Source organism: Paenibacillus sp. MCAF9 (genome assembly GCF_052114265.1).
GTDB lineage: Bacteria > Bacillota > Bacilli > Paenibacillales > Paenibacillaceae > Pristimantibacillus.
Genome location: NZ_JBFREL010000009.1, coordinates 26,697 through 50,555 on the forward strand (window position 1 = coordinate 26,697; position 23,859 = coordinate 50,555).

The 23,859-nt window shown below is 45.0% G+C and carries 27 protein-coding genes; 10 read left to right on the forward strand and 17 right to left on the reverse strand.

Going from position 1 to position 23,859, the window contains the following annotated elements; genetic code table 11:
• Window positions 1-3 precede the first annotated feature (3 nt).
• Entirely contained in the window at window positions 4-444 is a 441-nt protein-coding gene (gene aroQ / locus AB4Z45_RS16550; RefSeq protein ID WP_430057940.1) for a type II 3-dehydroquinate dehydratase, read from the reverse strand.
• Window positions 445-536: 92 nt separating this feature from the next.
• Window positions 537-1,043 carry a YqhR family membrane protein gene (locus tag AB4Z45_RS16555; protein WP_441910411.1) on the reverse strand — a complete coding sequence of 169 codons (507 nt, stop codon included), beginning with the start codon at window positions 1,041-1,043 and terminating at the stop codon, window positions 537-539.
• A gap of 219 nt (window positions 1,044-1,262) precedes the next feature.
• On the opposite strand from AB4Z45_RS16555, the gene AB4Z45_RS16560 reads away from it, so the two are divergent.
• Window positions 1,263-2,225: a DUF1385 domain-containing protein gene (locus AB4Z45_RS16560; protein ID WP_076266938.1), complete on the forward strand. Its 963-nt coding sequence runs from the start codon at window positions 1,263-1,265 to the stop codon at window positions 2,223-2,225.
• Window positions 2,226-2,256: 31 nt separating this feature from the next.
• A complete protein-coding gene (locus AB4Z45_RS16565; RefSeq protein ID WP_076266937.1) occupies window positions 2,257-2,574 on the forward strand; it encodes a hypothetical protein in 318 nt (105 codons plus the stop codon).
• Between the two features lie 67 nt (window positions 2,575-2,641).
• On the opposite strand, the gene mntR is transcribed toward AB4Z45_RS16565, so the two are convergent.
• Complete coding sequence (gene mntR, locus AB4Z45_RS16570) at window positions 2,642-3,064, reverse strand: transcriptional regulator MntR (protein WP_053376766.1); 423 nt, start codon at window positions 3,062-3,064, stop codon at window positions 2,642-2,644.
• A 210-nt stretch (window positions 3,065-3,274) separates the two neighbouring features.
• On the opposite strand from mntR, the gene splB reads away from it, so the two are divergent.
• The gene (gene splB / locus AB4Z45_RS16575) at window positions 3,275-4,342 is read left to right on the forward strand and encodes a spore photoproduct lyase (RefSeq protein ID WP_441910412.1); all 1,068 of its coding nucleotides are present in this window, start codon (window positions 3,275-3,277) and stop codon (window positions 4,340-4,342) included.
• 15 nt (window positions 4,343-4,357) lie between these two features.
• On the opposite strand, the gene AB4Z45_RS16580 is transcribed toward splB, so the two are convergent.
• The 10 genes from AB4Z45_RS16580 to AB4Z45_RS16625 form a co-directional block, all read right to left on the reverse strand.
• Complete coding sequence (locus AB4Z45_RS16580; RefSeq protein WP_339203380.1) at window positions 4,358-5,071, reverse strand: cytochrome c biogenesis CcdA family protein; 714 nt, start codon at window positions 5,069-5,071, stop codon at window positions 4,358-4,360.
• 21 nt (window positions 5,072-5,092) lie between these two features.
• A complete protein-coding gene (locus AB4Z45_RS16585) occupies window positions 5,093-5,902 on the reverse strand; it encodes a metal ABC transporter permease (RefSeq protein WP_339203381.1) in 810 nt (269 codons plus the stop codon).
• Window positions 5,886-6,692, reverse strand: coding sequence for a metal ABC transporter ATP-binding protein (locus AB4Z45_RS16590; protein ID WP_441910508.1), 807 nt, complete (start codon window positions 6,690-6,692; stop codon window positions 5,886-5,888). Before AB4Z45_RS16590 ends, AB4Z45_RS16585 begins: the two co-directional genes overlap by 17 nt.
• A 77-nt stretch (window positions 6,693-6,769) precedes the next feature.
• Window positions 6,770-7,792: a metal ABC transporter solute-binding protein, Zn/Mn family gene (locus AB4Z45_RS16595; RefSeq protein WP_441910413.1), complete on the reverse strand. Its 1,023-nt coding sequence runs from the start codon at window positions 7,790-7,792 to the stop codon at window positions 6,770-6,772.
• 284 nt (window positions 7,793-8,076) lie between these two features.
• A complete protein-coding gene (gene metG, locus AB4Z45_RS16600) occupies window positions 8,077-10,068 on the reverse strand; it encodes a methionine--tRNA ligase (protein WP_441910414.1) in 1,992 nt (663 codons plus the stop codon).
• Between the two features lie 113 nt (window positions 10,069-10,181).
• The gene (locus AB4Z45_RS16605; protein WP_441910415.1) at window positions 10,182-10,316 is read right to left on the reverse strand and encodes a hypothetical protein; all 135 of its coding nucleotides are present in this window, start codon (window positions 10,314-10,316) and stop codon (window positions 10,182-10,184) included.
• 147 nt (window positions 10,317-10,463) lie between these two features.
• Window positions 10,464-10,703: a membrane protein insertion efficiency factor YidD gene (yidD, locus tag AB4Z45_RS16610; protein ID WP_441910416.1), complete on the reverse strand. Its 240-nt coding sequence runs from the start codon at window positions 10,701-10,703 to the stop codon at window positions 10,464-10,466.
• 17 nt (window positions 10,704-10,720) lie between these two features.
• Window positions 10,721-11,158, reverse strand: coding sequence for a Fur family transcriptional regulator (locus AB4Z45_RS16615; protein ID WP_441910417.1), 438 nt, complete (start codon window positions 11,156-11,158; stop codon window positions 10,721-10,723).
• Between the two features lie 183 nt (window positions 11,159-11,341).
• Entirely contained in the window at window positions 11,342-11,566 is a 225-nt protein-coding gene (locus AB4Z45_RS16620) for a hypothetical protein (RefSeq protein WP_076266930.1), read from the reverse strand.
• 386 nt (window positions 11,567-11,952) lie between these two features.
• Window positions 11,953-12,378, reverse strand: a complete 426-nt coding sequence (locus AB4Z45_RS16625) for an Hsp20/alpha crystallin family protein (protein WP_076266928.1) — start codon at window positions 12,376-12,378, stop codon at window positions 11,953-11,955.
• A 152-nt stretch (window positions 12,379-12,530) separates the two neighbouring features.
• Here AB4Z45_RS16625 and AB4Z45_RS16630 point away from each other — a divergent pair, with 152 nt between their 5' ends.
• Genes AB4Z45_RS16630 through AB4Z45_RS16650 form a run of 5 tightly spaced genes read left to right on the forward strand, consistent with a single transcriptional unit; the run spans window position 12,531 to window position 14,326 of the window.
• Window positions 12,531-12,758 carry a spore germination protein gene (locus tag AB4Z45_RS16630; protein ID WP_054024261.1) on the forward strand — a complete coding sequence of 76 codons (228 nt, stop codon included), beginning with the start codon at window positions 12,531-12,533 and terminating at the stop codon, window positions 12,756-12,758.
• Window positions 12,755-12,958, forward strand: coding sequence for a spore germination protein GerPB (locus AB4Z45_RS16635; RefSeq protein WP_076266927.1), 204 nt, complete (start codon window positions 12,755-12,757; stop codon window positions 12,956-12,958). Before AB4Z45_RS16630 ends, AB4Z45_RS16635 begins: the two co-directional genes overlap by 4 nt.
• A gap of 41 nt (window positions 12,959-12,999) precedes the next feature.
• Window positions 13,000-13,668, forward strand: a complete 669-nt coding sequence (gerPC, locus tag AB4Z45_RS16640; protein WP_441910418.1) for a spore germination protein GerPC — start codon at window positions 13,000-13,002, stop codon at window positions 13,666-13,668.
• Window positions 13,668-13,880, forward strand: a complete 213-nt coding sequence (locus AB4Z45_RS16645) for a spore gernimation protein GerPD (RefSeq protein ID WP_441910419.1) — start codon at window positions 13,668-13,670, stop codon at window positions 13,878-13,880. The genes gerPC and AB4Z45_RS16645 overlap by 1 nt, the downstream gene beginning before the upstream one ends.
• Before the next feature lie 8 nt (window positions 13,881-13,888).
• Entirely contained in the window at window positions 13,889-14,326 is a 438-nt protein-coding gene (locus AB4Z45_RS16650) for a spore germination protein GerPE (RefSeq protein WP_441910420.1), read from the forward strand.
• A 54-nt stretch (window positions 14,327-14,380) separates the two neighbouring features.
• Here AB4Z45_RS16650 and AB4Z45_RS16655 read toward each other — a convergent pair whose 3' ends face one another.
• Window positions 14,381-15,403 carry a YeiH family protein gene (locus AB4Z45_RS16655; protein WP_441910509.1) on the reverse strand — a complete coding sequence of 341 codons (1,023 nt, stop codon included), beginning with the start codon at window positions 15,401-15,403 and terminating at the stop codon, window positions 14,381-14,383.
• A 200-nt stretch (window positions 15,404-15,603) separates the two neighbouring features.
• On the opposite strand from AB4Z45_RS16655, the gene AB4Z45_RS16660 reads away from it, so the two are divergent.
• Window positions 15,604-16,488: a LysR substrate-binding domain-containing protein gene (locus AB4Z45_RS16660; protein WP_441910421.1), complete on the forward strand. Its 885-nt coding sequence runs from the start codon at window positions 15,604-15,606 to the stop codon at window positions 16,486-16,488.
• Window positions 16,489-16,593: 105 nt separating this feature from the next.
• On the forward strand, window positions 16,594-18,462 hold the full coding sequence (locus tag AB4Z45_RS16665) for a squalene cyclase (RefSeq protein ID WP_441910422.1): 1,869 nt from the start codon (window positions 16,594-16,596) through the stop codon (window positions 18,460-18,462).
• Between the two features lie 56 nt (window positions 18,463-18,518).
• On the opposite strand, the gene gntK is transcribed toward AB4Z45_RS16665, so the two are convergent.
• The 3 genes from gntK to glgA form a co-directional block, all read right to left on the reverse strand.
• Entirely contained in the window at window positions 18,519-20,057 is a 1,539-nt protein-coding gene (gntK, locus tag AB4Z45_RS16670) for a gluconokinase (RefSeq protein ID WP_441910423.1), read from the reverse strand.
• 257 nt (window positions 20,058-20,314) lie between these two features.
• Complete coding sequence (locus AB4Z45_RS16675; protein WP_441910424.1) at window positions 20,315-22,300, reverse strand: glycoside hydrolase family 15 protein; 1,986 nt, start codon at window positions 22,298-22,300, stop codon at window positions 20,315-20,317.
• Window positions 22,282-23,748, reverse strand: coding sequence for a glycogen synthase GlgA (glgA, locus tag AB4Z45_RS16680; RefSeq protein WP_441910425.1), 1,467 nt, complete (start codon window positions 23,746-23,748; stop codon window positions 22,282-22,284). The genes AB4Z45_RS16675 and glgA overlap by 19 nt, the downstream gene beginning before the upstream one ends.
• Between the last annotated feature and the right edge of the window lie 111 nt (window positions 23,749-23,859).

Sequence of the window (23,859 nt, forward strand, 5' to 3'; positions counted from 1 at the left end):
TTATTACTGTTTGTTCAAGTGACGCACGAGCGCAGTTAGACCAAGCTCATAGCTGTCAGACCCGAAGCCGGCAATTTGACCGACTGCAATCGCAGCAACGACGGACGTATGACGGAACGCTTCTCTCTTGTGAATGTTCGACATATGCACCTCGATAATCGGCAAATCAACGGTGCTAAGCGCATCGCGAAGCGCGTAGCTGTAATGGGTCCAAGCACCAGGATTGATGACAATGCCGTCTGCCTTGCCGTACGCACTATGTATTCGATCAATCATATCGCCCTCATGATTCGTTTGGAAAAATTCAACGGAGACGCCAAGCGCCTCAGCTTTATCCTTCAAGAGCGATTCGATGTCTGCAAGTGTTTCTGTCCCGTATACGCCAGGCTCACGAATGCCGAGCATATTTAAGTTCGGTCCGTTTAAAACAACAATTTTGTGCATGAATGCACCTCCCAAGCAACCGAATCCATCATAGGTTCAAAGATCATTAGCCATTTTACCACAAATGTCTGCCGCTTGAGAAGTAGAACTCGCTACTGAGCTTTCGCAGGCTCCCTTGATGCTTCATCCGTGAACTCAAAAGCAATCGAATAACCAATGAATACACCCCATAGAAGAAAGACACACAGCTCTGTGTAAAGCGTATTCCAGCCCGCTTTCGTGATGCCTGGCATAACGCCGAGCAGTGGTCCCACTGCAATAAACAAAATCGCCCACCAAACCAATCCGTACACGATACCCGGCCAAGGTCCTCGCAGCTTCCCAAGTATAACTTTATATAGAAAGGCAGCCACAATAGAAAAAATAATAAAAGCTCCAATACTTACAACTTCTCCCCATCCTGTTTTTAGAAAAGAAGCTTTAAAAAAAGGATCTGCCACAAATCCGGGAAGCACCTTCGTAAAATTCATCTCAAAGAACATCCAGCGTACAACGCCCCAAATTAAGCCAGCAAAAAAACCGATTTTGATTGCGTAAAGCCACGGGTTTGTTACATGATCCTGTTTATCATATTGGTTTCGATGTTTATTGTTAGCCATTACGCTGAGCCTCCACTCTTATTTCCATAGTTGTCCGATTTAGTATGTGAAATAATAGCGATGGATAACCATACTTTACCGTCAACTTGCCTATCCCTTCCTTTATGTACGCTGACGTTGGCAATTGACTGATAGATCAAGTACAATAGACATACAAAGATAAGGTACATTCGTCGCAACAGCTAAGACGATATTCCAATCAAGGAAGGTGACAAGCACTTGCCGCAAGACTCCCGAAGCATATATGGCGGACAAGCGGTTATTGAAGGCGTTATGTTTGCTGGCAAACACGTTAACGTAACAGCTGTCCGACGCAAAAATGATGAAATCGTATTTTATGAAGTACCACGCACAACGAAGAACTGGATTCAAGCTTTGAAAAAAATCCCTCTCGTTCGAGGCGTTGTAGGTATTCTTGAATCAAGCGCCAAAGGCTCCCAGCATTTGAACTTCTCTATGGAAGCCTACGCTGAGGATGAAGCCGGTGAGGGTAAAGAAACAGACAGCAATCAACAACCCGCTGCAGTAAAGGAAGAGAAAAAGCAAGGCTGGAGTCTTAGCATGATTGTTGGCGTAGCTGTCGCTGGCGTGCTTTCCTTTATTTTCGGCAAACTTATTTTCACTGCTGCACCCGCAGCGCTTGAGGAACTTCTTTTCTCAGGGGTATTTGAAAATAAGATCGGTCATAACTTATTAGAAGGACTTATCAAAATTATTTTGCTGCTTTCTTATTTGTATTTCATTTCCATGACACCGTTAATTAAGCGATTGTTCCAATATCATGGAGCTGAGCATAAAGTAATTAGTACTTATGAAGCTGGTGAAGAGCTTACGATTCAAAATGTACAGAAGTACAGCCGCCTTCACTACCGCTGCGGTTCAAGCTTTATCGTGTTCACCGTTATTGTAGGTGTTGTTGTCTACTCGTTGCCTTTCTTTACTTGGGACACCATTTGGGAACGCGTCTACATCCGTATCTTACTGCTTCCACTCGTTCTTGGCCTCTCCTACGAGGTGCTTCGCTGGACAAATGCTTTGCGTGAAATTCCAGTGCTGCGCTACCTCGGATATCCAGGACTATGGCTGCAGCTTCTAACGACCAAAGAACCGCGTGATGAGCAAGTTGCGGTATCCATTGCTTCCTTCAAGCGCATGCTTGAACTAGACAAACAAATGAAATAATTTCGATTGAAAAAGGAAAGGCGGAATTACAATGAGCAGAATACCAAGCAAATGGAATGTTTGGTCCATATCGTTTTTGGCGCTGCTGTTGATCGGTCTCGTTTACAGCGTTATCCAAAGCCCAATAACCTTTCTAATTCCCATTGTGGTGCTTGGCGGCATTTTCTTGCTATATAAATATCCGCCTTCTTTCTTAAGAGGTTACAATACGCGGCAAGGAGGAGTACATGTCACACAAAGACGTGCTCCTGCAAGCAAAACGAGAACGAACAAGAACCGCTCCAAGACCGTGCCGTTTCGTGTCATTGAAGGCGGCAAGGAAGATGACGAAACACCTAAATATCATTAAAGCAAACAAAAGGACCGAGGCATCATTGCCTCGGTCCTTTTTGCTTTCTCGTTCGTATCGATATGTATTACTCGCTGTCCATTTCCGCACGCACGGCACGAAGCTCGTCCATACGCTGAGAATCTCTTCGGAAATATTCAACTAAAGTTTCAATACAGGTTATAGAGTCCCAGCTAAGATGATGCTCGATTCCTTCAACATCCTGATAAATATTCTCGTCTTGTACGCCAATCGTCGTTAGGAATGACTCTAACAATTGATGCCGATCAACAAGCCTTTTGCCCATTTTTTTCCCTTTATTGGTCAGGACCAGCCCGCGATACTTCTCATAGATCAAATAATTATCTTTATCAAGCTTTTGAATCATCTTGGTGACCGATGAAGGATGCACCTCTAGTCCTTCTGCAATGTCCGAGACACGCGCATAACCTTTTTCATCAATCAACTTATAAATTCTTTCCAAGTAGTCTTCCATGCTCGGTGTCGGCACTGAAGAACCCCCTAACCATACTTCTTCACCTATTTCACAGGCGTTACTTATTGTATCATACACTGTTCATTGTGTTCACTGCAACCCAAGCCCATCTCCAAAATAGATAAAGAAGCGCAAATAACACTTGAACTTACCAGTTTCAGCTTCGCTCATCCTTCACACAATAAGATGATGTTGATTGTGATGAATCTACAGGAGGAATGAGCTATGAGCACTGCAATTATTGATCGTCCTAAACCAGATCGCTCCACCCTCTCCTTTGTTCCCGAGCTTGTTTATTTTGAACCATCTGCGCTCGATTATCCCAAAGGGCAGCGTATTTTTGAATGGGTCAAAAAAGAAGGCATTCCTTACCGGATGACAACCTCACATAACCGGATTACGAATTTACCGGGCGATACCGAGCTTGAACAATACAAGATCGCCAAAAGAACGCTTGTCGTCGGCATACGCAAAACCTTAAAATTTGATACTTCGAAGCCTTCAGCGGAATACGCCATTCCGATAGCAACCGGTTGTATGGCTCATTGTCATTATTGTTATTTGCAAACAACCTTAGGTGCAAAACCTTATATCCGTGTATATGTGAATATTGACGATATTCTAGAGGCAGCACAGGGGTACATCGACGAGAGAAAACCGGAAATTACCCGCTTTGAAGCCGCATGTACATCCGATCCCGTCGGACTGGAGCCAATTACAGGCAGCCTTCGCGAGCTTATTGATTTTATGGGGGAACAAGAACATGGACGGCTTCGGTTTGTGACCAAGTTTCATCATGTCGATTCCCTTCTCGATGCAAAGCACAATGGACATACCCGTATCCGATTTAGCGTAAATGCCAAATACGTAATCAAGCATTTCGAGCCTGCTACATCAAGCTTTGATCAACGCATTGAGGCCGCCGCAAAGGTCGCTAGGGCAGGTTATCCAATGGGCTTCATTATTGCCCCTATTATTTGGCATGATGGCTGGGAGGAAGGCTATGGCGAGCTTATAGCCTCACTTGCAGATAAACTCCCGCAGGATGTGACCAAAGACCTTACATTTGAACTCATTCAGCATCGTTTTACAAAAACGGCAAAAGCAGTTATTGAAAAGCGGTATCCACGGACAAAGCTTGAGATGGATATTGAAAAACGCAAATATAAATGGGGACGCTGGGGTCAAGGGAAATACGTTTATCCCGATGAACAAGCAAATGCGCTCCGCATGTATTTATCGGAGCGCATCTTTGAACATTTTCCCGAAGCAAAAATTGAATATTTTACGTAAGAGAGAAATATCAGCTTAAAATTTCAACCATTCCGGCGTAATCATATTAAGCCAGATCGTGATTTTGGTCATTTGATCGGTAAACAATAATACACCCATCAAAATCATAACAGCTCCGCCAACCTTCATTACGCTAGCTGAATATTTCAGTATCCATCTTGCCGTACCAAGGAAAAAGGCAAGTACAAAAAAAGGAATCGCAAAGCCTAATGAATAGGCAGTCGTTAGCTGAAACCATGTGCCAGGTTCCGATGCTGCAAGACCTAAAATCGCAGTAAGCGCGGGACCTGTACATGGGGTCCAGCCTGCGGAGAAGCCGATTCCAAAAATAAAGGAGCTGACATAGTTCGCTTTTTTCGGAATAAGATTCATTCTTCGTTCCTTCATCAGGAGCTGCGGCTGAAATAATCCGATTAGGAATAGTCCCATCAAAATAATCAATATCGCTGATAATTGCCTAATCAGATCACGATATTCGCTGAAAAACTCAGCAAATACATTCGTTCCGTAGCCTAATGCATAATACACGGTACAGAAGCCCAAAATGAAAAACAGCGTGTGTGACATCGTTCGCATGCGTTTTTGTTTGGCATGTGAATTGCCCTTCAAATCCGCTACCGATATTCCCGTTATGTATGATAAATACGAAGGATAAAGCGGTAAGCAGCAAGGTGATATGAACGATGCAAAGCCAGCCCCTAAGGCCAGCCAAATGTTAATGTCGGACAAACCCTCTCACTCCAATCCTCATTAACTGCCTGGTCGCATGCCACGGCGGAAAACGAGCAGCAACAGCAGCACAGCAATTAGCAATAATACAATGGTACCGCCTGGTGCCAAATTCCATACACCCGCGATTAGTAAGCCTAATACAACGGCAATCTCGCCAATAATGACGACCGTTATAACGCTTTGACGGAAACTGCGGGCAATGATCAAGCTGCATGCGGCTGGTATAGTCAGCAAGGCCGATACAAGCAGCGCACCTACAATTTTGATAGAAACACTAATAACTAGAGCAGTAAGCACGCTAATCATAACATTATAAAATTTGACGGGCAAGCCGCTCACTGCTGCCGCGTCCTCATCAAACGTAAGCAGGAATAGCTCCTTTACTTGAAGCCTGATCGCAACAAGAACAATCAGTGTAACGACGCCTATAACGTAAAGATCAGTGGTGCTCAAAGTATAAATGCTTCCAAATAAGTAACTATTCACATTGCTGTTGAATCCTTTGCCCATCGTGAATAGTAATGATGCGAGCGCGACTCCGCCTGACATGATAATGGCAATGGACAGCTCTGCATATGATTTATATGCTTTCCGAAGCTTCTCAATAGCAAAAGAGGCAATAATCGCAAACACAAATCCCATAGCAATTGGATACACGCCAATCAAGAAACCTAGCGCTACTCCAGCAATAGACACATGCGATAACGTATCGCCAATCATTGAAAGCCTGCGCAGCACAAGAAATAAGCCGATTAGCGGAGCCGTTACCCCGATTAGAAGTCCGCCAATAAGAGCCCTTTGAAAAAATTCACTAGTTACGATCTCCAACCAAAACAACCTCTTTCCTGCTCTCCATTTGTTCCCTTAGCCCTTTCAGGCTGTGTGCAAGATCATTTTCTACACAATCCTGCGTTTCGTGCGAATGTTTAATATGAAACTTGAGCTTCCCGTTTCCACTGGCTGGCTCTTGTCCTAAATACGAGCGAATCATGTCAAGGTCATGAGAAACCATTAGAAATGTAATGTTATGATGTTGATGCATATGCTTAATCATATGAAAGAAGCTTTCCTGTGTCTCTGTATCTATCCCAACAGTCGGCTCGTCTAGAATAAGCAGCGATGGGTTATTTATAAGCGCTCTTGCAAGAAATACACGCTGCTGCTGGCCGCCCGACAACTGGCCGATGCGTTTATCCTTTATATCCTCGATCCCCATTGCATGCAGAGCATCATCACATTTTTGATAATCCATTTTGCTTATTTTCTTAAACAGCTTGCTTCGCCCATAAAGGCCTGACAAGACGACCTCCCGAACGGTGGCTGGGAACAACGGATTTAATGTGTTTTTCTGTGGGACGTATCCAATGCGCTCCCACTGCTTAAATTTGTCTACTTTCTCACCAAACAAACGGATCGTTCCGCTAGTTGGCTTTATCAATCCAACGATCATGCGCAGCAGCGTCGTTTTTCCAGCGCCATTCGTGCCGATTAATCCGATAAAGTCCCGTTCCTTCACCGCGAAGCTTAGCTTTGATATAACCGTCTGCTGTTGATAAGAGAAGGAGACGTCCTCCAATGAAATAACCTCTTGGTGGCAGCTTGCATCCGCATTTGTCATTCGATTTGATTGCGCCATAATTTATCTCCTCACAGCAATGCGGAGCATATTTCAGCTCCGCAGGTTTGCCTTTTGCTCTATTGTAATGCTTGCACAAGATTTTGCAAGTTTCGTTCCATTAGGGTTAAGTATGTGTCTCCCGCTTTTTCTTGATCCGGCGTTAGGCCTTCGAGCGGATTAAGCACCATTGTCTCAACGTCCGCTTCGCCTGCAAGCGTTTTGGCAAGTTGATCTGAAACTAATTCTTCGAAAAAGATATATTTTACATCGTTTGCTTTAACAAACTTCGCAATTTTGAGCAAATCCTGTGCACGCGGCTCAGCGTCAGGGCTAAGTCCCATGATTGAAATTTGCTTCAATCCGTAATCACGAGCTAAGTAACCAAACGCTTGATGCGAGGTAACGATGTTTTTGTTCGATGTTTGTGCAAGCTTTGCCGTGTAATCCGCATCGATTGCTTCGAGCTTTCCTTTTAGTGCCTCATAGTTTTTCTCATAATCTGCTTGGTTTGCGCTATCAGCTTCAATTAAGCTGTTTTTCACATTCTCAGCTAATGTAAGGGCTGATTTTGGACTAACCCAAGTGTGCGGGTCCAAGCCGCCATGTTCATGTGATTCTTCATCAGCATGTTCTTCTTCATGTTCATGATCATGCTCATCTTCATTACCCTCAATTAATGGAATGCCTTTGCTGATTTCTTTGGTCACAACTTTGCTGTCTTTGGACAGGCCTTTCAGAAATCCGTCAACCCAGCCTTCTAGTCCCGCTCCATGGTACAGAAACAGCTGCGCCTTCGACGCCGTATCAAGATCGCGGCTCTTTGGTGTCCAATCATGCGGCTCTACGCCTGAAGCTACTAGATTAACCGCTTTGACATGATCTCCGCCAATTTCCGATGCTAGAAAATATAATGGATAGAAGCTGGTAACGACACTAACTTGTTTCCCCTCTGCTTGACCAGTTCCCGTGCTGCTGTTCGCTGGTTGGTTTGATGAGCCTGAATGATTCGTATTATTGCCGCAAGCCGCTGCAAAAAGCAGCATAGCTGATAAAAGAAAACTAAGCGCCATAGGTCTTGTCAATAATTTCAGTCTATTCATTTTGATTTCTCTCCATTCATCTTTCTCTCTTGTTCGTAATCGTTATGATTACGTTTTGTATTATACGATGACGTGAAATAGACTGTCAACCTTATTTCTTAGCAAAAGCTAGCAGAAGTTTCTTACCCATCATGACTCACAGCTGCAATTTAATCATATAGATTATCTTTATTGACCAAAATGATATGAATTATGATTGATGCTATTTTTGAAGAGCAGCAAAACATAAAGGCACCCCAGAAGTTAAACACTTCAGGGGTGCCTCCGTATTTGAACAAATGAATTTACTTCACTACAGCGCCGTTTGGCATATTGTCAGGAACCGTTGCAAGTGTAAGCTGATCGCCATGTGATGCTGCAAGAATCATTCCTTGCGACATTTCGCCGCGCAGCTTAACCGGCTTCAAGTTTGTAACGCAAATAACTTTCCGTCCAACCATTTGCTCCGGAGTGTAAAACTTAGCAATGCCGGAAACAACCTGGCGCTGCTCGTACCCAAGATCCAATTTAAGCTTCAGCAGTTTATCTGCTTTGAGAACTGGCTCTGCAGAAATAACCTGAGCAACGCGAAGCTCTACCTTTGCAAAGTCATCAATTGCAATTTCATCCTTGCTCTCAGGTGCAGCCTGTGGTGCTTCATCCGCTACCTTCACAGCATTTGGCTGCTCAGCTGGCTGCTCAGACTGTGTACCGCCGCTCATTGCTGCTGCGATAAAAGCAGACTCCTCTGCCGTATCGAGGCGTGGGAACAATGGTGTGCCCTTGCTTACTCTCGTTCCACCCGGCAGCGAACCGAATTGCTTCGTACTCTCCCATGACGTTAGTTCGCCCTGCTCAAGCCCAAGCTGCTTCCACATTTCCCTTGGAGAATGCGTCAAGAACGGCTGCAGCAGAATCGATACGATTCGCAGCGATTCCGCCAAATGATGCATAACCGATGCTAGCTGTCCATTTTTGGACTCATCTTTAGCAAGCGTCCATGGCTGTGTCTCGTCGATATATTTGTTTGTGCGGCTTACAAGCTGCCAAAGGGATGACAGCGCAACGGAAAACTCCATATTTTCAAGCGCTGACTCTACCTGAACGATCGTTTCACTCGCAAGCTTCTGCAACGATTCATCAAATTCGGTTACGCTGCCTGCAAATGGCGGGATTACACCGTCAAAGTATTTATCGATCATCGCTATCGTTCGGTTAAGCAGATTACCAAGATCATTCGCCAAATCGAAGTTGATTCGTTCAACGAAATTTTCAGGCGTAAATGTTCCGTCTGCACCAAACGGCACTTCGCGGAGCAAATAATAACGAAGCGCGTCCAGTCCGTAACGATCGATCAGCATAACTGGATCGACAACATTGCCTTTGGATTTTGACATTTTGCCATCCTTCATCAGAAGCCAGCCATGTGCAAACACCTTCTTAGGCAGCGGCAAATCGAGCGCCATCAGCATGATTGGCCAATAAATCGTATGGAATCGAACAATTTCCTTTCCGACCAAATGTACGTCAGCCGGCCAGAAATCACGATATTTCTGATCATCGCCTTCATTTCCGTAGCCTAATGCCGTGATATAGTTGGAAAGCGCATCAATCCACACGTAAATGACATGTTTAGCGTCTCCAGGCACTTTAATACCCCAATCAAACGTTGTACGCGATACAGCCAAATCCTCAAGGCCCGGCTTAATGAAGTTGTTGATCATCTCATTCTTGCGTGATTCCGGTTGAATGAAATCTGGATTGTCTTCATAATATTTCAGCAAACGATCAGCATAATTGCTCATGCGGAAGAAGTAGCTTTCTTCTTTTACAAGCTCAACCGCACGTCCGCAGTCTGGGCATTTGCCGTCAACCAGCTGACGCTCGAGGAAAAACGACTCACAAGGCGTACAGTACCAGCCTTCATACGTGCCTTTATAAATATCGTCCTGCTTGAGCAGCTGAGCAAAAATTTTCTCAACAACAACCTTATGACGCTCTTCCGTCGTACGAATGAAATCATCATTGGAGATTTCCAGCTTCGCCCACAGATCTTTAATGCCTACAACGATATCATCAACAAATTGCTGCGGGGTTTGGTCCTTTTCCTTTGCTTTGCGTTCAATCTTCTGTCCATGCTCATCTGTACCCGTCAGATACCATACATCATAGCCGCGCAGACGTTTATAACGTGCCATTGCGTCACCAGCCACCGTCGTGTAGGCATGTCCAATGTGGAGCTTATCGCTCGGATAATAAATCGGTGTTGTAATATAAAACGTATTTTTTTTCGTCATTTTTACTCCTCCTATTGCATTAGTCTAAAAAAACGCAAAAAACTCCCGTCCATCATGGGACGAGAGTTTGAACTCACGCGGTACCACCCAAATTTCAATCCGGAAATGAGCGGTTAAACCGTCACTTCAAGAAAGCTTCGTGTGCCGCCTGCATGGCGGCTTGCGCCGTTAACGCCAGCTTCGCGTCGCTCCCTTACCCAGCGCTGCCGCTGAAGCTCGAAAGCGAATCCTCCCGGACCATTTTCCAATGGAGTCCCTTACCGGCTTGCACCATGTTTCCCGGCTCTCTGAAAAGGTTCTGCTATTGTACTTATCCATTCCTCGGACATATAAATAAAACCAAAACTTATTTTACCACTTATAAATCAAAATATACCCAAATAGAGCCCTCTCTGTCAAGGAGCATCTAGGTTGCTGTCTTTTGCAGGCGGAACGGGATCATAACCACCAGCATTAAAGGGATGGCACCTGGCAATTCGCTTCATAGCAAGCCAAGAGCCCTTAGCCGCTCCATGCTTCTCGATCGCTTCGAGCGCATACATCGAACAGGTCGGATAGAAACGGCAAGATGGCGGGGTCAACGGTGAAATCACTTTGCGATAAAAGAGTATTGGAGCTTGAGTCACTCTTCGCATTACCCGTTTCTCTGGCATTAGGCCTCGCTAACTGCTGACTCGTCTTGTATGCAGTCTTTGCAATATCCGAACACTTCGAATTTGTGTTTCACAACTCGGAAATCTTCAGGAACATTCGTTTGCTCCATTGGGCAGAAAGTAATGGGATACGTCATCCCGCACTGCAGGCAAATCATATGATGATGATGTTCATTCTCTCTGCAATGCAGCTTGAACTTACCGCCATCCTCAAAAATAACCTGCTCCAGCACACCGAGCTCTTCCATCACTCGCAAATTGCGGTATACGGTATCAAAGCTTAATCCCGTATACGATTTCCCCATATATTCATAGACTTCCTTCGGAGCCAAATAACCCTGTGTCTCAGAAAAAAGCTTTGCGAGCGTTTTCCTTTGATCCGTTATTCTCAATCCTTGACTAGACATGCGTCGTATAATGTCTTCCATCGTATGCATATGTCGAACCTCCGGACTAAAAATTGTATATCTCCATAATAACGAACAAACTTAAAACGATGGCTAAAGCTGCCTATGGAGGCTTAGCATTCGTTTCGCGGAGAATTATATAAGTCCATTATAAGCAATAAAACTTATAAAGTCTTATATTTAAAAAAAGCTCTCGTCAATGAGAGCCTCCATTTAACCATTTAATCTCATGTTGATCATAAAACTAGCTGACATCGCTACAAATAACAAGATACTAATAATGCCAACCAGCTTTCGCCTAGTATTGAGCTTATTAATTAACGCGGAATCATTGGAGAGCCGTTTCGATTCCGAGTACGAACGATGCATAAACATATAACTGATAATGGAAACGACGAACAGCATGTTTATAAAAAACCATATAATTGTCCAGGTCAAGCCCTTACCTCCGGTCGTGATCAGCTATAAAAAATTATAGATACCACTTATTTAATATGTACATGAAGACTACAAAACTCACGACCGCTCCTGCAAAACTAAACCAGCCTGTACGAAATTTTTGCTGAAACATCCGCAGGATACCAAAGCTCAGCAAACCGAAAATAAGCATTAAAAAAACGATTCCAAGTATGAATAACGAAGCAGAAACACTGCTTACATCGACTAAGGACACTGAACACACTCCCTTTTTACTAATATGTACATGTTCATTAGACATTATAAGGGATAGCGAAGCCTTTAGCCAGCTGTAATACCTGTCGATTTCGTGACAAAAAGAGCACATCTCATCTAGATTTGTGCCCTTCCTGTTCCTCCTACGTTATCTACCAGCGAATAATCGCTTCATGGTAGGTACGATTGGTTGGCCGCTTCTGAAGCTTCACGTGCATAAAATTGTCTTTCACTAAAGTTTTGCACACCTTAGGCTTCACAAACTTAGGCAGCTTGATCGTCTCCGGCTTACCACTCGGCAGTCCATCCAGGCGCAGCCGATCTTCCCTTACGAACAACCGAAGCTGCTCTTTATCGAAGCCTTCCGGCAATGTAATCTTCACATTCAAAAAATGACGTGTTTCGGAAAAGGCGGCTGAGCCTCCTCCAATCATAACACCAGCCGCTTCGGGCAGTGCTTTTGTCATCATTTTACGCACATATTGCTCTACCCAAGCCGGTTCGCGCAGCAGCTCAAAGCCTTTCGGCATCTGCTGCTTCTCCATCCACCGTTCCATATCATCCCATTTAGATGCCACAGCAAACACCCGCCTTCCAGCACTTCTACCAGCATATGCGCCTTGAGGGTATCAGGATACTTTCTGGATAGTAACGTCTGGGCGAATGCCGCATAAGCTATACCATAAACATTCCATTTATCAAAAATCATCTATACAAAGGGAGGATGCTCATGCCAGCTGTCGTAGGTTTTGTCAAAATTGTTAGCGTTGGCTCCGGCTCCATTATTCAATTTGGAGACGCCCTGGAAGTGTCGCCAAATAGCACTTCCAAGACGTATGCAGGATCAGGATCATTCCTAACAGGAAGCTTAACAAACTCAAATAACGCTGTCAGCGCAACAAACACCCTTGATCCGGATGTGCAAGATAGCTCGAATAATGATGTGAGTGCAATATGAGCCTGACCATTCATCAGCAAATTACAATTCATCAGCTACGTGTCGACAGCGTATCGAACAGCTCCGTCCTGCAGGTCGGCAGTGCCGGATCCATACGTTCATTGTCACAGCTCTATAATTCGGGCGGGTTCACTGAGCCTGCTCCAGAGTTATCCTCAGATAATCCGCTTTCCTTCGTCCCACTGCCTAACCCTACTTAAGCGGAAATTAGAACTCATTATGAGTAGGAGGTGCAAGTCTCATGCAGCAAAACAATCCACTTTCCCCGTGGCAAATATGGTCACTTGAAGTACAAAATAAGCTTAACGAGCATTGTGAGCGGCTGGATGCACTAGAAGCAAAGGTCAACGCATTATGTGAACAAGTAAAGCAGCTCGAAGCGCGCCCTACTTACCATATAGACGGCATTCAATATCATTTTGATCAATTGAAAGTTGAGAAGCTGGACGGCACACTGAATATTGGGATGACCGCGCCAGGCATCGGAGATGATTCTATCCCTGGAAGCATTGAACAGATGACCGTATCAAATACGCCCGCTTTCCCAGCGGCTACCTCACCTGCACCGCCGCAAAATGGGCTATACAATGATATTTATGCTGGGATGACTCGCTATTTGGATATGGAAGCTCAGCAAAAGCTGCTTTCCTACGAAAACGAGCTCCAAATTCCACTAGATCCTTATCATCGGCAAATTATTATAAATGATGTCCGCAAACAAGTGCCTGCCCGCATTCAGTACTATATGCAAAAAACAGATCGAGGCAGCGATGCTCAATCAGCCGCGATTGATAACAATGCGGTCACGGCTACCGTACTGTCCAAAACAAAAAGGGACGCCGACGCTGCATTGCTCGCCTATATGCGAGAGCTGCAAAACAACTCCCCATCTACCGGAGGAATGTCATAATGCTGTATTTTAAAGTTGTTAATCATCTGCTTAGTGTTGGTCAAATTGAAGTGCTCGGCGTATCCAGTGCATCGATGCTGCAAGTTGGGGACACCGATAACGTAAATTTATATTCGATGTTCGATACACCGCCTGAATCTGTCATCGTTGGACCGATTGCTCCGTTTCCGCTTCCGGAAGAAGAGTCTAGCGGCGCTTTCGGGGGAAGCTAGGTGTTATCATGAATCTAATCAATGATCAATCTATCAATACCTTTCATGTTCGAACCGCAACTGTTGGGTTCTTGCGTATAATAACCGTTGGTCAGGCAGGTATTGTACAGCTTGGTGATCGCGCTGTGACGAGTGCCAAGCTTCGAGCGCTAGCGGTGCAGAGGAAAGAAGATCATCTGACTTCAGGCGAAGTTTTTTTTGAATCCTATAAGATTTTTTCACGCCCGCTGCCGGTTATCAATGATCCGGAATTTGATTATTCTGGTGGTATTGAGCTGTTTCGAACCAATTGTGCGCCGAATATTACAGTCGGATACATACAAGTCATTGCATCCGGCTCAGCAGCGAGCATTCAGATCGGCAATGGAGTGACTCTGAACGGAGAATCACGAATCAAGCATATTCGGCAGTACCCTCGTCAAAATTCCGCTCTCTCTCAAGGTTGAGCAAATAAAGTCCGCTAAGGCACTGTATGCCTGCGGACTTTTTCTTGTCTTTTTTTATGCCAAATGAAAAATATGCACGAGCAGCAATCCGAGCCCAGCTAGCAGCACAGAGCCAATGAATCCCGCAATAAACGGTTTTTTTCCAAGCTTCTTAAATACGACAAAATCGACGCCGAGACCAAGTCCTGCCATTGCCATTGCAATTAGAAAATAAGCGGCGACAATCAGATTCGCAGTAGCTGCGGCAGGAATTATGCCTAACGTATTAACTCCGCTCATGGCAAGAAATCCAACGATAAACCATGGAATCGGCAATTGCTTTAAGCTCATTTTTTGTGCTTTATTGCTTTTACGGCCATTCCAAATTCCAATAATAATCGCGACTGGTACAAGCAGCGCAACACGAGTCATCTTTACAATAACAGCCAAATCAATCGCTTCTTGTCCTCCAGGAGCCGCTGCAGCAATAACATGTGCAATCTCATGCAGCGTTGCACCCGAGAAGATGCCATAACCTGCGTTGCTTAAATCAAGCACGGGGTACAATACGGTATAGGCTAGCGTAAATAGCGTTCCTAAAATAGCAACCGTTGTCGCACTCACAGCCGTTTCATTTGGACTTGCCTTCAATTGTGGAGCTATTGCTACAACAGCTGCTGCACCGCAAATAGCTGTACCGCAGGCTGTGAGAAGGCCTAAATTTTTATCTATTTTCATCCATTTGCTTATTCCATACACAACAAATATCGTAAATACAATGTTAATAACGGCAAGCACAAATACCTTTGGCCCTGCATGTAAAATATCATATAAATTCAGGCGAAGCCCCAGCAGAATAATTCCGAATCGCAGCAGTTTTTTGCTTGAAAACGTTATGCCGCTCGTCGCTTGCGCTGGCAAGCCTATCCATGCACGACAGGCTATCCCTAATAAAATAGCGACAACCAGCTGACCCATAACGTTAAAAAAAGGAAGCATCGCGATTCCTTTCGCTGCTATTGCAATACCCAACGTATACGCTAATCCTTGTATAAAACCAAAACCATTATTCGAATGACGAATAAAAACATTTTTTATAATCATCGATTTCACCTCTGCATCTTGTGTTTAGCAAGTGTTCCTGTAGCATTCACTATAAGGCTCGGAGCAGACAAAGTGAAATACCTATTCCCTATCCTTATCATCAGGAATTCTAATGATTAAATTGCCATTCATTCGTTTTTTCCTTATAGTTATGTTATATTCAAGAAAATCGCAATCAATAATGAGGGATAATAATGATCATTGAGGCGCTTCGAGTATTCGTTACCGTAACGGAGCAAAGTCATTTTTCAAGAGCTGCAGATCTATTGAATATTTCTCAGCCAGGGGTAAGCCTGCATATTCGAAATTTAGAAAATGAACTTGGAGCGAAGCTGCTGCATCGCTCACCTAAGCAGGTTCGGCTTACCGAAGCTGGTGACATTATGTACCAGCGGGCGAAGCAAATTTTATCTTTATATGAGGAAGCGAAGCAGGACATACAGCTTTTACAGGATAAAGTGACGGGCAGCTTGCAGATTGGAGCCAGCTTTACGATTGGTGAATATGTTCTCCCAAGCCGGCTTGCTGAATTTGCTGTTCAATATCCGCTTGTTACTATACAAACAACAATTGGGAATACGGAGGAAATTGTTCAAGCAGTACGATCCAACGAACTCGATATTGGTCTCATTGAAGGCGATACCAGCGCGTCAGATTTAGTCGTTTCCCCTTACATGAAAGATGAAATGATTCTGATCGCTCCTTCTACACATCCGCTCGCAGCGGAGCGCTTCATTGATGCCGAAATGCTGCAAAACCAAGTATGGGTATTGAGAGAAGCCGGCTCTGGCACTCGCGCTTTTAGCGACCAGTTCATACGTGATGCGCAAATAAACCAAAAACGATCTTACATTTTTAATAGCAGCCAAAGTGTCAAACAATCTGTTGTATCCGGTTTAGGAATAGCGATGCTGTCGCGCTGGGTAGTAAAGAAGGAATTAGAATCGGGAGAATTGATTCAGCTTCGGTTGAGCAAGCAGCGTTTTGAACGTGATTTTTCTATCATCCAACATAAGGATGGAGCAGCTACAATGGCTGTATCCATGCTGCTCCAACGGCTTCTAACCCTTAATGAATAAACAGTATAAACAAGCCGTCTATTCCTATTAGGCGATCCTCGACTGTGCTTGCTGATTAGCGCATATATATTAAGCAACGACAGTTGCAAAGGATGATTGCGCCACATGGATATGAAACGAATCCGCGCAAGGATAGATGCAATGACGGAAGAGCTTATTCACCAGCAGTCGCAGGACGGCGCATGGCGGATGTGCTTCGATTCTGGGACGATGACGGATAGTTATTTAATCATTTTGCTGCGCCTGCTAGGCAGAGCAGATGAGCGGTTAATTCACATGCTTGCAGCTCGAATTGCCTCTAAACAAGAGGAAAACGGCGCTTGGAAGGTTTATCCTGACGAGTCCGAGGGCAATTTGGACGCAACGTCTGAGGCTTATTTTGCACTGCTTTATGCAGGTTACTACTATGAAGCTGATCCGCGTATGGTAAGGGCTAAGCAATTTATTCTGAAGCGCGGCGGTTTATCCGAGGTTAGATCCTTGCTCACGCAGGTTATCTTTGCCGCAACAGGTCAAGCGGAATGGCCGCGTATGCTGCGCATTCCGCTTGAAGCTTTTTTCTCCGATCTCGGAATCGGCCTTGATCTATTCTCACTCTCTGGTCATGCGCGTGTCCACCTTGTACCGACTATCATTATGGCGAACAAACAATTTGTCCGCAAAACGAGCACAATGCCCGAGCTTTATCAGCTATTTGTTAACGACTCGCGCAAATTTTCGAATGATACGACCTGGATATCTGCGTTGAATGAATTTATATCCAGCTTGCCTTTATCCAGTCTGCTTCCACCCAGCTCCTCAACGTCGTATGAGAAGGCTGAAGCCTTTATGTTCGAGAGACTTGAGCCCAATGGAACGCTTCTAACCTTCTCTACTGCAACGATTTTGATGATTTTATCTTTGCTTTCACTAGGTTATTCCACGGATTCACCAGCTGTAAATCGATTATTGGCAGGTATCCTTTCAGTCATGTGCGTCGACAGGCCTCATCTTCAAGTCGCATCTGCTGAAGTCTGGGACACCTCCATGCTGACTTACGCTCTTCGTGAAGCAGGAACCTCACCAAACATGCCTGCCCTCGAGAAAGCTGGAGTTTATTTGTTAGCAAGGCAGCAGGTTCGTTTAGGAGATTGGACTAGGCGATTACCGAACACTCCTGCAGGAGGCTGGGGATTTTCCAACGTAAATACTTTGTATCCAGACGTTGATGACAGCGCCGCTGTTCTTCGTGCTATACGGCCTTATACGACCGAAGCAAATGGATTGCACGCCAACTGGCAGCGAGGTTTAAACTGGGTGCTAGCGATGCGTAACGAAGATGGCGGCTGGCCTGCATTCGAGCGCGAAGGCAACCAGCTGCCAGCCAACTTCTTCACTTTTGAAGGCTCCTCTGACATTTCTACCGATCCTTCTACTGTCGATTTAACAGGTCGTGTTCTTGGTTTTCTTGGGGATGAGCTTGACATGACAATCGGGCATCGCTGGCTCGATAATAGTGTGCAATGGGTGCTCTCACAGCAGATGAGGGATGGAAGCTGGTACGGCCGCTGGGGTATTGCCTATACACATGGTACAGGTGCTGCAATTAAAGGAATGACAGCAGTTGGGGTGCCAGACGACCATCCCGCCATTAAGAAGGGAATCAAGTGGCTTCTATCTATTCAGAATGAAGACGGCGGCTGGGGCGAGTCCTGCTTGAGCGACAAAGTAAAGCATTATGTCCCGCTCCATGCTAGCACCCCCTCTCAAACCGCATGGGCGCTCGACGCATTAATCGCTGTTTATGCTAAACCTAATGCCGCAATGGAAAAAGGCGTAGAAGCATTGCTCCAATCGCTTGAGCGTCGAGATTGGACCTACACCTATCCAACAGGAGCAGCTATGCCAGGCAGCGTTTATGTTCATTATCCGAGCAACAACTATATATGGCCGCTGCTTACGCTGTCGTCGATTTTGAAGAAATACGGCACTTAATACTATACGACTTAAAAACAGCCGGCATAGCTGCTCGGCTGTTTTGGCGATATGAATTAAACATATTTTTGTTGAAAAGCTGCAATATTTGCGTATTCCTCGGTTAATAAACGAGAAACTCGGATGTAGATCCGCATGAGCTCGGCATAAATTTCGGCATTTTGTTTATTGGGCAAATGAAAATGCGAACCTCCTACCATATCTGCAACGACGTCCAGTGAATCCACCTCGCCCAAGCTGTATAACCCCAGAATAACCGCGCCAAGACAAGAGCTTTCAATACTCTCAGGCACATGCAATTCTTGATCAAATATATCAGCCATCATCTGGCGCCATAGCTCTGACCTCGCAAACCCTCCTGTTGCTTGAATTTGAGTAGGCTTACCCGTTAATTCTTCAAGTGCCATGAGTACGCTATATAAATTATAAATGACTCCTTCTAACGCTGCGCGAACTAAATGCTCTTTCTTATGATGCAGTCCCAGTCCAAAATATGAACCACGCGCATTCGCATCCCAAAGCGGAGCGCGTTCGCCTGACAAATAAGGATGGAATATAAGACCCTCAGAACCCGGTTTCACCTTCGCAGCGAGCTCCGTCAGCAGCTCATAGGGATCGATACCTCTTTCTTTAGCTGTAATAACTTCTTCCGTACCGATCTGATCGCGAACCCAGCGAAAAATCATTCCCCCGTTATTCACTGGTCCACCGATAACCCAGTGCTTCTCAGTTAAAGCATAGCAAAAAATACGGCCCTTCGGATCAGTTACAGGCTTGTCCGTTACCGCTCGTATAGCACCGCTCGTACCGATTGTAACGGCAACTACGCCAGGCTTAATCGCATTAACACCCAAATTGGAGAGTACGCCATCACTAGCGCCTACTATAAATGGTGTGTTTGGCTGCAAATTCATCAGCTTCGCAAACTGCTCTTCCAACCCCTCCAGCTTATACGTCGTCGGCACAAGCTCCGAAAGCCGATCTGCCGTAACGCCAGCAACACGAAGCGCTTCCTCATCCCATTGCAAATTGTTCAAATGGAACAGGCCTGTTGCTGATGCAATCGAATAATCGATGACATAACGTCCGAACAGCTTGAAGAAAACGTACTCTTTTATCGAAATAAATTTGTATGTACGATCGAATAACTCCTTATGATCATGACGCAGCCAGGTAAGCTTGGATAACGGAGACATCGGATGAATGGGAGTGCCAGTCCGCAAATAGATTTCATGGCCATTCCATTCATTTTTAATTTTATTCGTCCACTCGATACTCCGATTGTCTGCCCAAGTTATGCATCTTGATATTGGCGTCCCTTGTTGATCCACAGCGATCACGCTATGCATTGCCGAACTGAATGAAACACATAAAATATCTTCTTGCTGCACGTTGCTTTTCGCAACAGCTTGACCAATAGTGCCTAACACAGCATTAAAAATTTCATCCGGGTCCTGCTCCGCAATAGCTGGCGAAGGAGAATGCAGCGGATATTCAATACCATGGCTTGCGACTATGACACCTTTGGCCGTAAAGAGTACTGCCTTCGTGCTTGTCGTTCCTATATCAACACCGATAACATATTTTGTACTCATCCTTGTACCTCCGCATACAATTGCCAAAACAACATCTGGCTTAATAATCGTTTACCCTGTAATTGCTACAATATCGTTATTACAGCAATTATTCAACCCGTTTCTATACGAATGAACTGCAATTAATCGATAGATTGAGAAGTAATACTTGTTTTATTCAGCGATTCTCTTTCGTAAAAATAGAACAAAAAAGAACCTGAATGCGAGATTACAGCACTCAGGTTCTTCTTTTCATTTCGCTTCCAGTTATGAAAACTTTAAAGTAAACCGTTAGCCTCCGCTTCCAGACGAAGATGTTTATATTTCTCTGCATATTTGCTCACGCTGTGTACGACGGTTGCATGCGACCAAGTTAGCGGCGCTACTGATAGCGGCGTTCCGTCGTAAGGATTAAGCTGCTCCGGCAGCAATCCGCTTTGCAGTGCATGATCAGATACCCATTGCAGCGTACTGCGCGGGCTTTCCAGCTCTTGAAGCGTTTTGGCGGAATCAATCTCAAAGTTAGCTACCCATAGTGTACAAATAATCCAAGGGTTTCCTGGAACCTTGTCAATTTCACCTGTTTGCTGGAAATAATAATCGTTCGTGTAACGGGCAATGCCTCCGATATGGGTTTTGACCTGCAGCCCTTCCTTAATGGCATGCATCGTCTGCACGACACGATAATCATCAACAGGAAGCACGCCAAATTCCAGAACGCCAAACAAGCTGCTCTCGAGCGTCATATCCTTCACCCAGCGATTATCCTTCTGAATAAGTCCTCTGGCGAATCGGCCGGTTTCTTCATCCCACAAATTAGTTACAATTCCATGTTTAATTGTTTCTGCTGTGCTTTTGTAAAGATCGCTGCGCTCATAATCGCCAAATAGATCCGTGAAAAACGATGCAGCCATTAAACCGCCATATACAGATGCGGCGGTATACGTCCAGATGCCGTAGCGCTCCTCCCACAAGTCATAGCTCGGTTTCGGCAGTGACAAGGAAGGCTCCATGTACGAGGTCAAAAAAGTAGCAGCCTTGCGAATCAGGTTGCTATATAAGGACTGCGGCAGCTCAATCACTTGATTCCGCGAGTAATCCTTCCACAATGCGAATAACACGAGTGCGGTTTCATCCTCTTGAATAGGCAATCTTCTGCTGCCCTGCACGATATACGGATGCCAGCTTGAGCCTACTGTTCCATCTGGATTGTATTTGTGATACAAATACCCTTCAGGCGACAATGCCTGTGCGCAAAAATGGAAAAAAGGAGCTATTACACTCTGATACCCTGCCATAGACATCGCATCTGCAATAAGAGCGCCGTCACGCGGCCACATATAGCTGTAATGGTCTCGATTGTATTGCAGTATATCCGTATCATTGGCAGCTAATATAGCGCCTCTCTCATCCACCTGTGTTCTTACGAGAAGCAAGCTTTGTTTGAACATCTTCACCACATCATGCGGCAGATCACCAAGGTCTGATTCTGCTCGGCGAAGCCAGTGCTTCCAGTAAATAACCATCCGGCTAAGCAGCTTCTCCGGATGATTCTCCTGAACATACTGGTTCAGCTCTTTGACTTCCTCAAGATTTTGGCCGATTGACATCCAATAATAAATGGTTTTTTCGCTGTTTGGAGCGACGACTGTTCGGAAGCTGATCGTGCTGTCAACGGAACCCTGGGCAATCGAATTGCCCATAAGCACGCCGTCCTCCGCGTCACGCCATGTTCCTTCAGCGGACTGGAACCTCTTGATTCCTGTAGAATACTGCGTCATGCCGCCTTCATCTGAGAAACCGTTGAACATAAAGTAATTATTGCGTTTGTAGTGATACAGCGTGTGATTTTCAGGATAATAAACAGCGGTATCTCCAACCTCTGTCCCGTCGATCATCAAGTCCTGATGGAAAAACAAGCGTACTTCTTTTGTATCATTCGTTTTATTACGAATGACTACCCGTTTGATATAAATGCATTCCCGCTGATGAATCCCGTCGTTCATATAAAGCTCGATGCCTAAACCATCGTGCTTAGCCGTAATATTCGTAACCAAAGAATCCTCAATATAATCTAGATCAAACTTCCATCCCGGCTCATCCAGCCAGCTAAAGGCACCTTCTACCCATACGCCTAAGCGGCAATATTGTCCGCCTACGTGATTTAACTGCCCAACGAATGGATAATAAATATCCCGAATAAAACAATGTTGATCCAAATTAAGGAGCATCTTACCGTTGCCGATTACAAGATGACGGGCCATGATTCTTCGTTCTCCTTTCGATGCGCTAAAAGTTGTGAGTAAACGGATATATAGGCTTTGGCAGACCGATTCCAGCTGTAATCCTCGTTGCTGCCATTACTCACGATTTGCTTCCAGACTTCCTGATTACGATAAAGAGCCAGCGCTCTGCGCACGGTATTCATATAGTCGTGCGCATTGTAATTCGTAAAGCTGAAGCCGTTACCTTCGCCAGTATATTCGTTATAGGCTTGTACCGTGTCCTTTAGTCCTCCTGTCTCACGGACAATCGGGACGGAACGATAGCGCAGCGCAAGAAGTTGACTCAAGCCGCATGGCTCGAATTGCGAAGGCATGGCGAACATGTCCGAGCCTGCATAAATTCGGCGCGCTAGTCTATCATCATAACCGATCCATACAGCAACCTTACCCGGATGACGAGAAGCGGCATCATTGAAAAATTGCTCATATTGCCAATCACCCGCACCTAATATTACAAATTGCACATCTTCTTGGAGCAGTTCTTCAAATGTTGCCGTGATTAAATCAAAGCCCTTTTGCTCCACCAATCTTGAAACGATTCCGATAAGCGGTATATCTTCGGACTGCGTGAGCCCTAGCTCACGCTGGAGCTCCACTTTGTTTTTTCTTTTGCGATTCAAGGCATTTCGGAAAGGAATGGCAATAGCTTCGTCATTCATCGGATCAAACAGCTCATCATCAATGCCATTCACAATCCCGATTAAATCGCCTGAACGATACCTGAGCAAAGAATCTAGCCTCTCGCCGAAATAATCGGTTTGAATTTCTTGAGCATACGTACCGCTCACAGTCGTCAGCTTGTCGGCATACACGAGGCCGCCTTTCATACAGCTGCCTGCTCCATGAAATTCCAAGCTGTCCTCCAGAAACATATCATCACCGGCTCCAAGCAAATCCTTCAGGAGATCAATTCCAAATAAACCTTGATATTTTAAGTTGTGAATCGTAAATACGGATTTGGTATACGCCCAAGCCGGATCATAATAATATCTTGTCTTTAGGAGAAACGGAATGAGTCCCGTTTGCCAATCGTGGCAATGAACGATATCCGGATGGAATTCCATATACCGTACCGCTTCCATCACAGCAAAGCAGAAGAATACAAACCTTTCCGCATCATCCCCGTAACCATAAAGCCCATCTCTTTTAAAATAAAACTCGTTATCGATTAAATAATAAGTAATGCCGTCAAACTCCGCTCTAAGCAAACCGCAATATTGATTGCGCCAGCCAAACGACACGTTAAAATGAGTGACAAGCTCAAACTGCAAGGTAAGTGCAGCAGGAATTTGTGCATACTTCGGCAATACAACTCTGGTATCAACGCCCCGCTTATTCAGCGCCTTGGGGAGCGCCCCTGCAACGTCGGCGAGACCGCCAGTCTTCGCAAGCGGTACAGCTTCTGAGGTTGCGAACAAAATGTTCATAGGATTCTCCTTTCTCATGGACGCCGCATCAGCAATGCATGAACCCAACTGGAATCTGATTTTATTTTCCGATCGTGGTAAATTGCATTTTTTCGCGGCAAATAAAAGCTT

Bases quoted from the DNA above. Each gene is read 5' to 3' on its own strand.
- metG (WP_441910414.1), bottom strand. From the start codon at position 10,068: ATGACGAAAAAAAATACGTTTTATATTACAACACCGATTTATTATCCG.
- AB4Z45_RS16660 (WP_441910421.1), top strand. From the start codon at position 15,604: ATGATCATTGAGGCGCTTCGAGTATTCGTTACCGTAACGGAGCAAAGT.
- AB4Z45_RS16565 (WP_076266937.1), top strand. From the start codon at position 2,257: ATGAGCAGAATACCAAGCAAATGGAATGTTTGGTCCATATCGTTTTTG.
- AB4Z45_RS16615 (WP_441910417.1), bottom strand. From the start codon at position 11,158: ATGCATACGATGGAAGACATTATACGACGCATGTCTAGTCAAGGATTG.
- AB4Z45_RS16650 (WP_441910420.1), top strand. From the start codon at position 13,889: ATGAATCTAATCAATGATCAATCTATCAATACCTTTCATGTTCGAACC.
- splB (WP_441910412.1), top strand. From the start codon at position 3,275: ATGAGCACTGCAATTATTGATCGTCCTAAACCAGATCGCTCCACCCTC.
- AB4Z45_RS16675 (WP_441910424.1), bottom strand. From the start codon at position 22,300: ATGGCCCGTCATCTTGTAATCGGCAACGGTAAGATGCTCCTTAATTTG.
- AB4Z45_RS16555 (WP_441910411.1), bottom strand. From the start codon at position 1,043: ATGGCTAACAATAAACATCGAAACCAATATGATAAACAGGATCATGTA.
- AB4Z45_RS16645 (WP_441910419.1), top strand. From the start codon at position 13,668: ATGCTGTATTTTAAAGTTGTTAATCATCTGCTTAGTGTTGGTCAAATT.
- AB4Z45_RS16665 (WP_441910422.1), top strand. From the start codon at position 16,594: ATGGATATGAAACGAATCCGCGCAAGGATAGATGCAATGACGGAAGAG.
- AB4Z45_RS16595 (WP_441910413.1), bottom strand. From the start codon at position 7,792: ATGAATAGACTGAAATTATTGACAAGACCTATGGCGCTTAGTTTTCTT.
- aroQ (WP_430057940.1), bottom strand. From the start codon at position 444: ATGCACAAAATTGTTGTTTTAAACGGACCGAACTTAAATATGCTCGGC.
- yidD (WP_441910416.1), bottom strand. From the start codon at position 10,703: ATGCGAAGAGTGACTCAAGCTCCAATACTCTTTTATCGCAAAGTGATT.
- AB4Z45_RS16635 (WP_076266927.1), top strand. From the start codon at position 12,755: ATGAGCCTGACCATTCATCAGCAAATTACAATTCATCAGCTACGTGTC.
- gntK (WP_441910423.1), bottom strand. From the start codon at position 20,057: ATGAGTACAAAATATGTTATCGGTGTTGATATAGGAACGACAAGCACG.
- gerPC (WP_441910418.1), top strand. From the start codon at position 13,000: ATGCAGCAAAACAATCCACTTTCCCCGTGGCAAATATGGTCACTTGAA.
- glgA (WP_441910425.1), bottom strand. From the start codon at position 23,748: ATGAACATTTTGTTCGCAACCTCAGAAGCTGTACCGCTTGCGAAGACT.
- AB4Z45_RS16590 (WP_441910508.1), bottom strand. From the start codon at position 6,692: ATGACAAATGCGGATGCAAGCTGCCACCAAGAGGTTATTTCATTGGAG.
- AB4Z45_RS16630 (WP_054024261.1), top strand. From the start codon at position 12,531: ATGCCAGCTGTCGTAGGTTTTGTCAAAATTGTTAGCGTTGGCTCCGGC.